A 14,837-nucleotide genomic window follows, 5' to 3' on the forward strand; every position below is an offset into this window, starting at 1 on the left:
CCCGACCAGCGGCGGGTCGCGGTTTCACCCGTCCCGACGCGATTGAGGTACCCGTTCCCGGGGTAACCACCCCTCGGCCGAGTGGAGACCGACGGAAGGATCGTCATGACCGACACGCAGATGGGTATCCGTTCCGGGCTCCGTTCGTGTCGCCGTCGGACGTGCACCTGCCGCCGGGCCGCCGGTGGCCTGGGGTGACGCCGGACCTCGCCCTGGCCACCGACGCGGTCAGCCGGCTGCTCGACGAACTCGGCCCGGCCATCAGCCGGGACGCCGTGGTCGCCGCCGTCGCACAGGCCTGTGACGATCTGCGCGGCAGTCCGGTGGGCGCGCTGCCCGAGCTGGTGGAGCGTCTGGCCCGGGTCCGCCTGGACCAGCCGACCGTCGGGCTCTGAGCCTCCCGCGCCCGGAATGGGCACCCGTGCGTCCGGGTATCCCCGTCGGATGAGCGACGACGAGAACGACACCGGCCGCGCGAGTCCCCCGATCGACCCGGAACGCGCGCTCGACGAGCTCGAGGAACGGGTGCTCGGCCAGCGGATCGACGCCGGTGACACCGAGGCCGACCGCGCGGAGTCCGCGGACACGACGTCCGAGGGCGCGGCCGAGGCGGAACCGGTCGGGGGCGCCGGGGAGCCGGACGACGCCGGGACCGGGGTCGACGCCCCGACCGACTGAGCCGGCACCCGCGCGGCGGGGCGCGCAGGCGCCGTGAGGGCCCGCTGCATCGCCGTCGGCACGGCGTGGAGCACGAGGTGCGAGCGGGCCGCGGACCTGCACGTACCCCGACGGCGTCGCCGACCACTGCTCGGCGAGGGTGCGCTGCCCAGCTCGTGCAGGACCGGCTTCAGCCACAGCTCCGAGGTCCGGTGCTCGACGATGAACAGTCGTCGTGGTGCTCGGGGCGGCTGCGGGGGTGCTGCGCGACCGGCACCCGGGTGCTCGTCCCGTCGTCGCTCACCGGGCGACCTCCTCGGCGAGCGCGGTCATCCCGGCGAGGACCTCGGCGAACGAGGTCGACAGCGGCGCCAGCCCGATCCGGATGCCGTCCGGGGCCCGGAAGTCCGGGATGACCCCCCGCTCCCACAGCCGGGCGTTGACCTGCGCGAAGTCCTCGCGGCGCAGCGTGACGTGCCCGCCGCGGCGGTCCGGGTCGCGCGGTGAGGCCACGGTGACGCCGTGCGGGGCGAGCAGGGTGTCGGCGAGGTCGAGGGCGAACCTGGTGAGCCGCACCGACTTGGCGCGGACGGCGTCGATCCCGGCCTGCTCCAGCAGCTCCACACCGCACTCCAGCGGCACCGACGCCAGCACCGGCGGGGTGCCGGACAGCAGGGCGCGCACGTCGGGCGCCGGTTCGTGGCCGGGGCCCATCGCGAACGGCGCGCGGTGGCCGAACCAGCCGGTGATCGGCTGGCGCAGCGTCGTGGTGTGCCGGGCGGCGAGGTAGCCGAACGCCGGTGCGCCCGGCCCGCCGCCCAGGTACTTGTAGCCGCAGCCGACGGCGAGGTCGGCGCCCCAGGCGTCGAGCCGGACCGGGACCGACCCGACCGAGTGCGAGAGGTCCCAGAGCACCAGGGCACCCGCGTCGTGGGCGGTCCGGGTGATCGCGGGCGCGTCGGCGAGGAACCCGGAGCGGTAGGCGACGTGGGACAGCAGCACCAGCGCCGTGTCCGGCCCGACGACGGCCGCGACCTGCTCGGGCGTCACGCCCGCCGCCGGGTCGGAGGTGATCCACCGCAGGACCGCGCCGCGCTCGGCGGCGATGCCCTCGAGCACGTAACGGTCGGTCGGGAAGTTGTCGGTGTCCACGACGATCTCGCGGCGCCCCGCCGCCGCCTGCTGGTCGACGGCGGCCCGGGCCAGCTTGTAGAGCAGCACGGTCGTGGAGTCGGCGACGACGACCTGCCCCGGCGCGGCGCCGAGCGCGGCCGACCCGATCCGGTCCCCCAGGCTGCGCGGCCGGTCGACCCAGCCCTCGTCCCAGCCGCGGATCAGCCGGGTGCCCCAGTCCGCGCGCACGAACCGCTCCATGCGCTCGGCCGTCGCCCGCAGCGGGCGGCCGAGGGAGTTCCCGTCGAGGTAGGCGACGACGCCGTCGGCGGGCAGGAACCGGTCGCGGTACCCGGCGAGCGGGTCCTCGGCGTCGAGCCCCGCCGCGACGGTCGTGAGGTCGGTGCTGCGGTCGGTGGTCGGGTCGGTACGGCGGTCGGTCACGGTGTCCCCTCCGTTCGCGGTGTGCCCAGCCGGTGCAGCCGCAGCGCGAGCTGCAGCTCCAGCCCGCGGTCCGGGTCCTGCCAGCGCGGGCCCAGCAGCGACGCGACCCGGTCGAGCCGCTGGGCCACGGTGTTGACGTGCACGTGCAGCGCCGCCGCGGCCCGGGTCGGACTGGCGCCGGCGGCGTAGTAGGCCTCCAGGGTGCGCAGCAGCTCGCTGCCGCGGCGCGCGTCGTGCTCGGCGACGGGCCCGAGGATGCCGCGCACGTACCCGGCGACGTCCGGGCGCTCGCCGAGCAGCAGCCCGGCGAACCCGAGGTCCGACGCCGACGCGCACTCCCCCTCCCGGTCCAGCGCGACCAGCGCCTCCGCCGAGCGACGGGCCTCGGCCAGCGCGGCGTCCGCGCCGTCGGCCGGGTGCAGCGGGCCGACGCCGCCGACCGTCACCGCCCCGTCGGGGTCCTGCTCCGACGCCGGCCGCGCGAGCCGGGCACCGGCCGCGGCGGGGTCGGTGCCGGGCAGCAGCACGACCACCGCGCCGTCCCGTTCGCCGACCAGCCCGGAACGGCCGCCGAGCGCGGCCGCCTCCCGGGCCAGCGCCCGTCGCCGGGCGGGGTGGCAGCGGCAGACCAGCAGCACGTGCGGCCGCCGGGGCGACACCCCGAGCGCGGCGAGCCGGGTCAGCGTCGTCGGTCGCGGGGCCCCGGACGCGGCGAGGAGCTCGGTGAGGGCGTCGGCGCGGTCGAGCCGGTCGGCCTCGTCGGCGCGCTGGGCGAACAGCAGCACCAGCGCCGTGACCATCGCCGCCCGCTCCACGGTGTGGACCTGGCCGGGGGTCAGGGGGTCCCCGGCGCCGAGCCCGCCGAGCAGCAGCGTCCCGAGGCGCTGACCACCGGCGATCACCGCGGTCACCCAGACGCCGCCGGCGCACGGCACCGGCACCGGGCGCCCGGCGCCGTCGCGCGCCCCGGCGCGGCGCAGCGCGGCGCGGGCGTCCAGGCCGGGCGGGACCGGGCCGTGCGCCGCGGCGGTGGCCCCGTCGCCGTCGAGCACCGTGACCCACCCGCCGAGCAGCCTGCCGAGCGCCTCGGCGATGTCGCCGACGTCGCCGCCCTCCAGGACGACCCCGGCGAACCGGTCGTGGGCGTCGGCGGCCTCGGCGATCGCGGCGTGCGCACCACGCAGCTCGCGCAGCGTGGTGGCGGTGTCGGCGAGGCGGCGGGTCTGCACCAGCGACACCGCGGCGAGCGCGGCCAGCGAGCCGAGCAGGGCGACGTCCTCGGCGGTGAAGGGCCGGGCGGACCGGTTGGCGGCGAACAGGACGCCGACGAACTCGTCGTCGACCAGCAGCGGGGTGCCGCAGATGCCGACGATGCCCTCCTCGGCGACCGCGGTGTCGATCTCCTCGGTGTGCCGGTAGCGGCCGTCGCCGGCGTAGCGGCCGGTCCAGTGCGGGGTGCGGCTGGCCGCGACGAGACCGCCCAGCCCGGCCCCGAGCGGGAGCCGCAGCGACTGGAAGCGGTGCGAGACCGACCCGGAGGTGACCCGCATGAACGTGTCCCCGCGCTCGGGGTCGTGCAGGGTCAGGTAGGCGATGTCGGTGCCGAGCAGCCCGCGGGCCCGGCGCACGATCGCCTGCAGCACCGAGCCGGGGTCGGGCTCCGAGGCGAGGTCGCGGGCGATGCCGACCAGCGCGGCGAGCTCGGACTCGCGGCGGCGCCCGGCGTCCATCGCCGCCCGCACCCGCAGGGTCAGCGCGCCGGCCTCCGGCTCGGAGGCCGCCAGCTCCGCGACGACGCGGTCCAGCTCACCGTCGCGGGCATCGCCGTCGGCCCGGTCGGCCAGCAGCCGGAGCAGGTCGAGGACGGTGCGCACGCGTCCATCCTGCCGTGCGCCCGGGCTCAGCCGCGCCAGCGCCGCTCGTAGCGCTCCCGGGCCGCGTCCCGATTCCCCGCGTCGGCCTGCTCCCGCACGGCCGCGGCGTGCCCGACCGGGTACCCGGCCTTCGCGACGCGGTGCTCGGCGGACTCGTACATGTAGGCCACCGAGTAGAAGTAGCCGAGGATGGCCCCGGCCAGCACCGACAGTGCCCGGACGTACACGGGGCCGGGGATGAGCAGGTACAGCAGCACCCCGACCGGCAGCAGCTGCACGGTGGTGCGCACGAGGTGGCGCAGCTGCCAGGTCCGGGTCGTGACGTCGTGCAGCACCCAGCCGCGGTGCCGGGCGGGCAGCCCGGCGCCGTAGACGTAGGCCAGCCACCGCAGTGGGTTCGGCCGCTCGTTCACAGTTGGTCCCCCAATTCTTGGTGCACCAACAATGTACGATGTCCGTCATGGCGAGCGCATCCCCGGACGAGGGTGACACGCGTGACGGTGACACGGGTGACGGTGCCGCGACCGACGGCGACACCGGCGGGGACCTGCTGCGGCTCGACCGTCAGGTCTGCTTCGCCCTCGCCGTCGCGGCCCGCAACGTCATCGCGCTCTACCGGCCGCTGCTCGAGCCGATGGGCCTGACCCACCCGCAGTACCTGGTGATGCTCGCACTCTGGGAGGGCTCCCCCCGCTCGCTGGGTGAGCTGGCCCGCGCGCTCGCCCTCGACCCGGGCACGCTGTCGCCGCTGCTCAAGCGGCTGGAGGCGGCCGGGCTGGTCGACCGCCGCCGGGTCCCCGGCGACGAGCGGACGATGGCGGTCTCCCTCACCGACGCCGGCCGGGCGCTGCGCGCGCGGGCCGAGGCGATCCCGCCGGCGATCGTGGAGCGGCTCGGGATGCCGCTGCCCGAGCTGGAGGAGCTGCGGGCGGTGCTGGACCGGGTGATCGACGCGTCGCGGGGCTGACGACGGCGGTACCCGTACCGTCGGGGGCGTGTTGATGAGCGCAGGCAACGCCGTCCTGCTCCTGGTCGATCTGCAGGAGCGCCTGGTCCCCGCGATGCACGACGGCGAGCGGGTCGTCGCCCGTGCCGCCCGGCTCGCCGAGGCCGCGACCCTGCTCGAGGTCCCGGTGCTGGCCACCGAACAGGTCCCGGAGAAGCTGGGACCGACCGTCGAGCGGCTCGCCGGCCTGCCGCACCTGGTCATGCCCAAGACCCGCTTCGCCGCCGACGACGGTGTGCTGTTCCCGCCCGGCCGCAGCGAGATCGTCGTCGCCGGGGTGGAGGCGCACGTCTGCGTGCTGCAGACCGTGCTGGAGCTGCTCGCCGACGACCGCCGGGTGGTGGTCGTCGCCGACGCGGTCGGCTCACGGTTCGTCGAGGACGAGCAGTTGGCGCTGCAGCGGGCCCGCGCGGCCGGGGCCGAGATCGTCAGCTCGGAGATGGTGCTGTTCGAGTGGCTGCGGGACGCCACGCATCCGCGCTTCCGCGAGGTCCAGAAGCTCCTGAGGTAGGTCGCCGGCCCCTGCACGGGTTCCGACGGGAGCGTGGCCGCTGCCGGAGCGGCCGCGGGCCGGGCCGGGGCGCTGCTCGCGGCCCGGTTGCTCGCGCCCCGTCGCTGACCGGCGCGGGCTACCCGTTGCGGGGATGCAGGTAGTCCGGGTCGGGGTCGGGCAGCGGCACGTCGGCCCGGCCGGCGACCAGCGGCTCGACGGCGGCGAGGAACGGCGGCGCCGCGACCGTCCCGCCGAAGGCGCCGTGCCCGCAGTCGCCCAGGTGGACCGGCGTACCGGGGCAGATCTCGGACGGCTCGGGGCCGTCGGCGAAGACCATCGAGGACCCCGCGACGCCGTCGATGCCGCCGGTGGCGCCCACGAACGCCACCGACTCCGAGGAGTTCGTGGTGCCGGTCTTGCCGATGGTGGGGTGGGTCCAGCCCGCGGCACGGGCCGCGGCCGCGGACGTGCCGGTCACGGTGTCACCGCCGAGCCCGGCGGCCAGGGTGTGCGCGATCCCCGGGGCGACCCCCTGCTCGCAGGCGGGCCGGTTCACCGGCACCGGGGCGCCGTCGCGGTCGGTCACCGACAGCACGGCGTCCGGGGCGCACCACACGCCGTCGCTCTGGACGGTCGCGGTCACGTTCGCCATCTCCAGGGTGGACACCGGGCTGACCCCGAGGGTGAACGACGGCAGGTCGGCGAACAAGGCCGACTGCGGCCGGGAGAGCCGCGCGTCCGGCGACGACGGGTCCGGTGTCCCGCCCGCCGCGTTCGACGCCAGGGTGTCGCGCAGCCCGAGCCGGCGCGCCATGTCCACGACCCGGGAGATGCCGGTGCGCTCCTCCAGGTCGACGAACGCGGTGTTCGGTGAGGTCGCGAGCGCGACGGGCAGCGGGATCGGGTCCGGATAGCCCGGCGTGTCGTTGGCGACCGGGTAGCAGCCGGTCCCGGCGCCGGGGAAGCACGCCGAGGCCGGGTCGGGCAGCGTGCTGTCGTAGCCGACGGTGCCCGCCTCCAGCGCCGCGGCCGTCGTGAAGATCTTGAAGGTGGACCCGGCGCCGAAGACGTTCGACGGCGCGGCGACGAGGTCGCGGGTGGTGTCGCCGGCCGCGGCGTCGGTCCCGGGCCGCCGGTTGGCGACCATGGCGAGGATCTGGTGGTCGCCGGTGGCCGCGTCGCCGTGCCCGGGCCGGATCAGCGCCAGGGTGTCGGCGACGCCGTCCTGGGTGCGCGGCACGTTCGCGTCGACCGCCTGCTGCGCCGACGCGGTCGCGGCCGGGTCGAGGGTGGTGCGGATCGTGTAGCCGCCGGTGTCGAGCTGCTGCTCGGTGAACCCGGCCCGCTCCAGCTCGGACACCGCGTACTCGCAGAGGAACCCGGCGCCGTCGGTGGCGCCGTAGCAGTTGTGCCCGGGGACCTGCGGCCCGCCGGGACGCACACCGAGCGGCGCCGCGAGGGCCGCGTCGGCCTGCTCGGGGCTGATCGACCCGGCGGCGCGCATCGCCCCGATCACCGTGTTCCGCCGGTCGGTCGCGGCCTGCGGGTGGCGGAACGGGTCGAACAGGGTGGGGTTGTTGACCGCGCCCGCGAGCAGCGCGGCCTGCGGGACCGTGAGGTGTGCGGCATCGGTACCGAACCAGGCCTGCGCCGCGGCCTCGACGCCGTAGACGTTGCCGGTGAACTCGACGGTGTTCAGGTAGCCGGCGAGCACGTCCTGCTTGGACGTGCCGTGCGCCAGGCGCTGGGCGAGCACCGCCTCGCGGATCTTGCGGGTCGGGGTGTCGGCGTGGTCGGCCCGCCGGGCGGCGGGGTCGTCGCGGTCGACGACGTCGATCAGCCAGTTCTTCACGTACTGCTGGGTGATGGTGGACCCGCCCTGCACCGCGCCGCCCGCGGCGTCGGTGACCAGCGCGCGCAGGGTGCCGACGGGGTCCACCCCGGACTCGTCGAAGAACCGGCGGTCCTCGACGTCGACGATCGCGGCGACCATCGCCGGGGCGATCCGGTCGTAGGACACGGGGATGCGGTACTGCTCGTCGAGGTGGGCGATCGGGGTGCCGTCGCGGTCGGTGAGGACGGTCGCCGCGGGCAGCGCCGCGGCGCTCGGCAGGTCACCGGTCGTACCCGGCGGCACGACGGAGGCGACCGCGGCGACGCCGACCGCGGCGGGCGCCGAGCACCCGGCGAGGACGAGCCCGCCGGCCAGGATCCCGAGTCCGAGCCGCCGCAGCACCGACGGGTCCGGGCGGCGCCACCGCCTCGGGGTGCGGGTCTGCCGGAGACGGTCGTTCCAGTGCTGCGCGATCAGGCGTTCCCCCACGCGCCCGATTGTGCGCTGCAACGCTGAGGCGCGCCTGAGACCCGGCCGCGCGAGTCGCTGAGAGTCAGCCGGTCAGGGCGGCGAGCGCGGCCCGGGCCTGCTCGCGGAACCGCTCGACGTTGCCGAGCTTGACGTCCTCGTAGCCGCGCACCAGCTCCGCGGTCTCGGCGACGGCGACCACACCGTCCACGGTGTCATCCTCGAGCCGGTCGAGCGCGGAGCGGACCAGCCCCTGGTACTCCCCCACCAGCTCGCGCTCCACGCGGCGGACCCCGGCACGGCCGAACACGTCCAGCGGGGTGCCGCGCAGCCGCCGGGCCGCGCGCAGCGCCCGGAACGCGGGTGCCGCCAGCCGTCCGTCGAGGGCGATCTTGCGGTTCATCCCCAGCGCCCGCAGCACCGGCGGGTGCAGCATCACCGACACCCGGGCGCCGGGACCGAACGCGGCGTCGCGGCGGGCGGTCTCCACCGGGTCCAGGTGCAGGCGGGCGACCTCGTACTCGTCCTTGTAGGCCATGAGCCGGTGCAGGCCGCGAGCGTAGGCGGCGCCGACGCGCTCCGCGGCGGCGTCCCCCGCCCGCGCGGCGGCGACGGCCGCGACCCGGCGGACCTCCTCGGCGTAGCGGTGGGCGTAGGCGGCGTCCTGGTAGCCGGTGAGGTCGGCGATGCGGGTGGCGAGCACGTCGGCGAGCCCGGTGCCCGCGGCGACCGAGCGGGCCAGCGCCGCGGACGCCTCGTCGACGGCGACCGGGGCCGGCTGCGGCGCGACGAGCGCGCGGCGCACGGCGGCGGCGTCGATCGCGGCGGCCCGGCCCCAGCGGAACGCGGTCAGCGTGGTCTCCACGGCCACGCCGTTGACCCGGATCGCCTCCTCCAGCGCCTCGGCCGACACCGGGAGCACCCCGTGCTGGTAGGCGGCGCCGAGCAGCAGCACGGTGGTCGGGAGGTGGTCGTCGAACAGCGCCTCGGACAGCGCCTGGGCATCGACGGCGAGCAGGTCCCGGGTGACCGCGCCGATCCGCTCGACGGCGTCGTCGGTGGAGCCGGGCAGCACGACGCGGCCGGTGACCATGGCCGCGGTCGGGACGAGCGAGGTGTTGACGACGGCGACGGTGTGCCCGGGCCGGGCGACCGCGAGTGTCGCGTCGGAGGCGGTGCCGACGAGGTCCAGACCGATCAGCACGTCCGCGGTGCCGCGGGAGGCGCGCAGGATCCCGTGGTGGGGCTGCTTGGAGATCCGGACGTCGGAGACGACCGGGCCGCCCTTCTGCGCGAGTCCGACCTGCTCCAGACCGGCGGCGAACAGCCCGTCGAGGTGGGCGGCCATCTGCAGGATCGCCGAGGCGGTGACGACGCCGGTGCCGCCGATGCCGGGCATCCGGATCAGGGTCGCGTCCGGGTCGACCCGCGGCTCGGGGTCGACGAGCGTGACCGGCAGCGCCGGGATCTCCCGCCGGGGCCGGGTGCCGGGCACCACGGTGAGGAACGACGGGCAGTCGCCCTTGAGGCAGGAGTAGTCGGTGTTGCAGGACGCCTGGTGGATGGTGGTCTTGCGGCCGAACTCGGTCTCCACCGGCAGCACCGACAGGCAGGTGGACTTCTCGCCGCAGTCGCCGCAGCCCTCGCAGACCCGCTCGTTGATCAGCACCTTCTCGGCCGGGGCGGGCAGCTTGCCGCGCTTGCGCAGGCGGCGCTCCTCGGCCGCGCAGCGGTCGTCGTGGATCAGGACGGTGACGCCGTCGAGGGCCTTCAGCTCCTCCTCGACCGCGGGCAGCTCGTCGCGGTGGCGGACGCTCGCGATCGGGTCGAGGGCGATGCCGCGGTAGTCACGCGGGCTGTCGGTGGTGACGACGATCCGGCGCACGCCCTCCAGGGCGAGCGAGCGCGTGATGTCGGGGACGGTCATCCGGCCCTCGGCGCGCTGCCCGCCGGTCATGGCGACGGCGTCGTTGTAGAGCAGCTTGTAGGTCATGGTGACCCCGGCGGCGACGGCCGCGCGGATCGCGAGCGAGCCGGAGTGGTGGAAGGTGCCGTCGCCGAGGTTCTGCACGAGGGTGCGGTCGTCGGTGAACGGGGCCAGGCCGATCCACTGGGCGCCCTCGCCGCCCATCTGGGTGAGCCCGATCCGGTGGCCGCGGTGCTCGCCGTCGAGGGCGATCATCGCGTGGCAGCCGATCCCGACCCCGACGAGCGTGTCGTCGCCGGTGCGGGTGGAGGTGTTGTGCGGGCAGCCGGAGCAGAAGTACGGCGTCCGGTTCCCGAGCAGGTCCAGCCCGATCCGCGACGGCTTCGGCGGCGCGAGGCGCTCCAGGTGCGCGGTCGCGGCGACGGGCAGGGTCCGCCCGGCGGCGGTGAGCCGGGCGGCGAGGGCGCGGGCGACGTCCTCGGCGGTGAGCTGGCCGCGGGCGGTCAGCAGCGGGCGGCCGCGCTCGTCGCGGCGGCCGGTGACCGTGGGCCGGTGGTCGCGCCCGTAGAGCGCGTCGCGCAGGTGGCCCTCCAGGAACGGCACCTTGTCCTCGACGACGAGCACCTCCGCGCACCCCTCGACCAGCCCGGCCAGCGCGTCGGCGTCGACCGGGAACGGCATGGCGAGGCGGATCAGGCGCACGCCGAGCGCGTCGAGCTCGGCCTCCCCCAGGCCCAGGTCCTCGCACGCGCGCAGCACCGTGGCGTAGCCGGTACCGGAGGCGAGCACGGCGAGGTGCGGGGCACGGGAGGTGAAGGTGATCCGGTTGAGCCCGGTCTCGCGGGCGTACTGGCGGGCCAGGTCGAGCCTGCGGGTCAGCTGGTCGTGCTCGGCCTCGACGGCGGCGGGCCCGACGAGCGGGCCCGACTGCGCGCGGTCGGTGGCGGGCGGGGCCGGGACGCCGACCAGCTCCGGGCGCAGCGCGCCGAGGTCGACGGTGCAGGACGCGTCGGCGACGTCGGCGACGATCTTCAGGCCGGTCCAGAGCCCGGTGGCGCGGGACAGCGCGACCGCGTGCAGGCCGAGCTCGATCACCTCGGCCACCGAGCCGGGCGCGAGCAGCGGCATCGCCAGCGACTGCGCCATCGGCTCACAGGAGCTGGGCACGGTGGAGGACTTGCAGGACGGGTCGTCGCCGATGATCGCGACGGCGCCGCCGAGCCGGGCGGTGCCGGCCAGGCTGCCGTGCCGGATCGCGTCGGCGGCCCGGTCGAGGCCGGGGTTCTTGCCGTACCACCAGCCGACGACGCCGTCGTGGCGGCGGCCGGGGACGGCGTCGAGCAGCTGGGTGCCGGCGACGGCGGTGGCGGCGAGCTCCTCGTTGAGCCCGGGCCGGAACACCACGCGCTCGGCGTCGAGGTGGGCACGGGCGCGGCCGAGCTCGGCGTCGAAGGTACCGAGCGGGGAGCCCTGGTAGCCGGAGACGAACGAGGCGGTGTCGAACCCGCGGGCGGTGTCGAGGCGGGCCTGCTCGAGCACGAGCCGGACGAGCGCCTGGATCCCGCTCATCGGGGCCCGACCGTGGGCGGCGAGGTACTTGTCGTCCAGCACGGTCATTCTCGGCTCCTCGGCGAGTCGGGCGGCGCGTCCGCACCAGGACAGCGCGGACGACGGCCCCGGCACAATGCCCGTGCCGGTGATCGCCATGCACACGCAACGGATACCGTCGCGGGAGCATGAGAACGTGGATCCGTTGCGCTGGAGGTGCCGTGCCCGAGACCGAGGTCGACGACCTGGACCACGCGATCCTGCGGTTGCTGCACGAGGACGCGCGCCGCACCTACGCCGACATGGCCGAGCGGATTGGGCTGTCCACCGCCGCGACCAAGCGCCGGGTCGACCGGATGCGCGAGTCCGGGGTGATCACCGGGTTCACCGTGCAGGTCGACCACGCCAGGCTGGGCTGGCCGGTCGAGGCGTTCAGCGAGATCCGCTACGCCGGCACCGCGAGCGTCTCGGAGATCGTCGACTCGGCGTCGCGCCAGCCGGAGGTGCAGGCGGTCTACACCCTGGCCGGTGACCTCGACGCCCTGGTGCAGGTCCGGGTCCGCGATCTCGCGCACCTGCAGGAGGTGATCGACCGGCTGCGGCGCAACGGGACGGTCACCGGGACCCGGACGCTGATGGTGCTGGGCCGCTGGACCCGCACCTGATCATTTGCTTACCGCAACGATCGGGTCGATCATGATCGGATGCTCGTCCTCTGCAGTGTCACCGGTTCCCCCTCGCACGGCCGGGCCGTGCTCCCCTTCGCCCGTGCGCTGGGCGATGCGGGCCACCGGGTCGTGGTGGCGTGCCCGCCCGACATCGCGGGGGTCTTCGACGGTGCGCCGGTGGTCGTCGAGCCGGTGTTCGCGACGATGGCCGACGCCGCCGAGCACCTCGGCCCGGCCGTCGCCCGGCTCGGCGGGCCCGCCGCACTGGCGGCACTGACCCCGACCGAGGTGACGACGGCGCTGCTGCCGACCCTGTTCGCGGGTCCGCAGGTGACGGGCTCGGCGCGGGCGCTGCTCGCGCTGGTGGAGTCGCACGGGACACCGGACCTGGTGCTGCGCGACGGCGGTGAGACCGCGGGGTTCCTGGTGGCCGAGCACCTGGGGGTGCCGTGCGTGGCGGCGCCGTCGGGTGCGGGCAACGTCCTCGCCCCGCACGTCGTCGCCGACGCCCTGACGGAGCGTCGCGACGAGCTCGGCTTCGCCGCCCCGCACGACCCGGCAGCGCTGCACCGGTGGGGGCGGCTGGACTGCATGCCGCCCCCGTTCTCGCTGGCGGGGCCGCAGATCGCACCGGCGCGGGCGTTCCGCCAGGACGACCAGGTCTCCCGCGGCGAGACGCTGCCCGGCTGGGTCGGCGCGCTCCCCGGGACCCGGCAGCTGGTCGTCGCGGGGCTGGGGACGGCGATGCCGGCGATGGCGGGCCGCGCCGAGCGCCGCGCTCCCGTCGACCCGCACGCCGCACTGCGCACGGTGGCCGAGGCGGCGTCCCGGCTCGACGCCGAGGTGGTGCTGTCCACCGGTGGCCTGCCGGTCGACGACCTGGCGCTGCCCGCGCACGTGCACCCCGCGCCGTGGGTGCCGCAGCCGCTGCTGCTGCAGGTCGCGGACCTGTTCCTGACCCACGGCGGCTACAACGGCGTCCGCGAGGCCGTGCGGCACGGCGTCCCGCTGGCGGTGCTGCCGCAGTTCGGGGACCAGGAGCACAACGCCCGCCGGATCGCCGAGCTCGGGCTGGGCGCGCACTGCACGCCCGACGCCGCCGAGGTCGCCGCGACCTGCACCCGGCTCCTGGGGGACGACGACGTCCGGGCGCGGACGCGCTCGGCCCAGCGCGCGATGCTGGCGCTGCCGCCGGTGGAGGACGCCGTCGGTGCCCTGGAGGACCTGGCCGCGCGTCGGGTCCCTGCGCTCGTGCCCTGACCCGACGGGTCAGGCGGGCGGGCCCTGCGGGACACGCGGCCCGCAGGCGACGACGGTCCGCGCCCAGGTGCCGAACAGCACGAGCACCCCGAGCACCGTGACGACCAGGCCCGGCCCGATGTCGTCGGTGCCGGCGACCGCGGTCTGCCGCGACCACACCGCCCAGAGCCCGGTGACCGCACCGGCGCCGGAGACGGCGACCGCGGTCCAGGCCAGCGGCCAGAACCGGGTCAGGAGGGCGAGTACCGACACCCCCACCACGACGACGGCGACCACGGTGAACAGCCACGGCAGCGGTCCCATCGCGGCCCGGCCGGCGAGGACCTCCCACCCGGTGCCGCGGGTGGACCAGGGCATGAGCAGGGCGGCGACGACGGCGGCGACCCCCGCCCCCGCGACGACCGAGGCCGGACCGGGGTCGATCCAACGGTCGACCCGCCATGCGATGCGGGTGAGCTCGTCGGCGAGTTCGGGTGTCGCCTGTGGGGACAGCGCGCCCGGGCCGGGCGTGCGCGGTGCGCTCATGCGGCTCCCTCGTCGTCACACTGGTGCCGGGATGTCGGGACGGCCATTGCACCACGACGGTCGGTCACGGGCGCACCGACGGGTGGCTCCGCGGGCCGGTCGGCGAGCCCGTCACGCGCACCGCCCGGTGGTCCCGGCGGCACCGGACCGGCCGGCGCGGTCGGCACCGCTCGGTCAGGCGGCGCGCACCGCGCAGCGGCAGGGTGCGCCCTGCTGGCAGCCGCAGCCGCAGGTGCTCGCACAGCCGCAGGCCGAGGTCGCGGCGCCGACCGGGGCCGGTCCCGCCGACCCGCCGCAGCAGCCGCCGTCGAGGCAGCTCAGCCGCGGGACGGCCGGGGGCGGTGGCGCCGGGGCCGGGACGGCGACGCCGAGCGCGGCGAGCACCCGGTCGGCGAGGTCGGGGACCGGTTCGGCCGGACCCACGCGCGCGAGCCGGCCGAGCCGGTCGGCGCCGTCGGCGAAGGCACGGCAGGACGCGCACCCGGTGAGGTGGTCCTCGGCCGCCGCACGCTCGTCGTCGCCCGCCTCACCGTCGAGACGGGCGGACAGCACCTCGCGGTAGCCCTGACAGTCCATACCATCACTGTCGTACACGAGGCCCGTCCGGTTCCACCCGACCCCCGTCCGTGTTCCGTCCGCGCGCCCCGAGGCCCGTCGAGCGGGTCCGACCGTCCCGGTCCACCGGCGCACACACGCACCGGTACTCGACGTCGCACACGTTCCTGCGACCTCGCAGCCCCTGCAGAGGGTGCGAGGTCGCAGGAAAGCATGCGAGGTGCGCCGGCCCACCGGCGGCGCGGGGAACTCCACGACGGACCACACCCCGGACCCGATACGCGGCGGCGCGAAAAGAGTCCAGAAATGAGAAATGCCCCGGACTCGACAGTCCGGGGCATCTCCCATGAAGTTGAATGTCGGCGGCGACCTACTCTCCCACACCCTGGCGAGTGCAGTACCATCGGCGCTGGAAGGCTTAGCTACCGGGTTCGGAATGGGACCGGGCGTTTCCCTACCGCAATG

The 14,837-nt window shown here is 76.1% G+C and carries 13 protein-coding genes and 1 rRNA gene; 6 read left to right on the forward strand and 8 right to left on the reverse strand.

The window, feature by feature from the left end; genetic code table 11:
• Nucleotides 1-194: 194 nt before the first annotated feature.
• Together WHI96_RS09820 and WHI96_RS09825 are read left to right on the forward strand one after the other, a co-directional pair.
• Entirely contained in the window at nucleotides 195-395 is a 201-nt protein-coding gene (locus WHI96_RS09820; RefSeq protein ID WP_345653861.1) for a hypothetical protein, read from the forward strand.
• 49 nt (nucleotides 396-444) lie between these two features.
• Nucleotides 445-678, forward strand: coding sequence for a hypothetical protein (locus tag WHI96_RS09825; RefSeq protein ID WP_345653858.1), 234 nt, complete (start codon nucleotides 445-447; stop codon nucleotides 676-678).
• A gap of 279 nt (nucleotides 679-957) precedes the next feature.
• Here the strand turns inward: WHI96_RS09825 and WHI96_RS09830 are convergent, their stop codons facing one another.
• The 3 genes from WHI96_RS09830 to WHI96_RS09840 are packed head-to-tail and all read right to left on the reverse strand — an operon-like array spanning nucleotide 958 to nucleotide 4,501.
• Complete coding sequence (locus WHI96_RS09830) at nucleotides 958-2,214, reverse strand: kynureninase (RefSeq protein WP_345653855.1); 1,257 nt, start codon at nucleotides 2,212-2,214, stop codon at nucleotides 958-960.
• Complete coding sequence (locus WHI96_RS09835) at nucleotides 2,211-4,088, reverse strand: helix-turn-helix domain-containing protein (RefSeq protein WP_349302360.1); 1,878 nt, start codon at nucleotides 4,086-4,088, stop codon at nucleotides 2,211-2,213. Before WHI96_RS09835 ends, WHI96_RS09830 begins: the two co-directional genes overlap by 4 nt.
• 26 nt (nucleotides 4,089-4,114) lie before the next feature.
• The gene (locus WHI96_RS09840; RefSeq protein WP_224401945.1) at nucleotides 4,115-4,501 is read right to left on the reverse strand and encodes a DUF5313 family protein; all 387 of its coding nucleotides are present in this window, start codon (nucleotides 4,499-4,501) and stop codon (nucleotides 4,115-4,117) included.
• Between the two features lie 47 nt (nucleotides 4,502-4,548).
• Here WHI96_RS09840 and WHI96_RS09845 point away from each other — a divergent pair, with 47 nt between their 5' ends.
• Nucleotides 4,549-5,055 (forward strand): MarR family winged helix-turn-helix transcriptional regulator, encoded by a 507-nt coding sequence (locus WHI96_RS09845; protein ID WP_345653849.1) that lies wholly within the window; start codon nucleotides 4,549-4,551, stop codon nucleotides 5,053-5,055.
• Nucleotides 5,056-5,089: 34 nt separating this feature from the next.
• Entirely contained in the window at nucleotides 5,090-5,605 is a 516-nt protein-coding gene (locus WHI96_RS09850) for an isochorismatase family protein (protein ID WP_345653940.1), read from the forward strand.
• A 118-nt stretch (nucleotides 5,606-5,723) separates the two neighbouring features.
• On the opposite strand, the gene WHI96_RS09855 is transcribed toward WHI96_RS09850, so the two are convergent.
• Both WHI96_RS09855 and WHI96_RS09860 read right to left on the reverse strand, forming a co-directional pair.
• Nucleotides 5,724-7,910: a transglycosylase domain-containing protein gene (locus WHI96_RS09855; protein WP_345653846.1), complete on the reverse strand. Its 2,187-nt coding sequence runs from the start codon at nucleotides 7,908-7,910 to the stop codon at nucleotides 5,724-5,726.
• 64 nt (nucleotides 7,911-7,974) lie between these two features.
• Complete coding sequence (locus WHI96_RS09860; protein ID WP_345653843.1) at nucleotides 7,975-11,433, reverse strand: indolepyruvate ferredoxin oxidoreductase family protein; 3,459 nt, start codon at nucleotides 11,431-11,433, stop codon at nucleotides 7,975-7,977.
• Nucleotides 11,434-11,585: 152 nt separating this feature from the next.
• On the opposite strand from WHI96_RS09860, the gene WHI96_RS09865 reads away from it, so the two are divergent.
• A complete protein-coding gene (locus WHI96_RS09865; RefSeq protein WP_345653840.1) occupies nucleotides 11,586-12,029 on the forward strand; it encodes an Lrp/AsnC family transcriptional regulator in 444 nt (147 codons plus the stop codon).
• Between the two features lie 39 nt (nucleotides 12,030-12,068).
• Nucleotides 12,069-13,292 (forward strand): glycosyltransferase, encoded by a 1,224-nt coding sequence (locus WHI96_RS09870; RefSeq protein ID WP_345653837.1) that lies wholly within the window; start codon nucleotides 12,069-12,071, stop codon nucleotides 13,290-13,292.
• A gap of 9 nt (nucleotides 13,293-13,301) precedes the next feature.
• Here WHI96_RS09870 and WHI96_RS09875 read toward each other — a convergent pair whose 3' ends face one another.
• From WHI96_RS09875 to rrf, 3 genes are all read right to left on the reverse strand, one after another.
• Nucleotides 13,302-13,817: an Rv2732c family membrane protein gene (locus WHI96_RS09875; RefSeq protein ID WP_345653834.1), complete on the reverse strand. Its 516-nt coding sequence runs from the start codon at nucleotides 13,815-13,817 to the stop codon at nucleotides 13,302-13,304.
• Nucleotides 13,818-13,991: 174 nt separating this feature from the next.
• Nucleotides 13,992-14,393, reverse strand: a complete 402-nt coding sequence (locus tag WHI96_RS09880; RefSeq protein ID WP_345653831.1) for a zf-HC2 domain-containing protein — start codon at nucleotides 14,391-14,393, stop codon at nucleotides 13,992-13,994.
• Between the two features lie 336 nt (nucleotides 14,394-14,729).
• Nucleotides 14,730-14,837, reverse strand: a 5S ribosomal RNA gene (rrf, locus tag WHI96_RS09885); the annotation flags it as partial.

Source organism: Pseudonocardia tropica, from assembly GCF_040105315.1.
In the GTDB taxonomy this organism is placed as follows: Bacteria; Actinomycetota; Actinomycetes; order Mycobacteriales; family Pseudonocardiaceae; genus Pseudonocardia; species Pseudonocardia alni.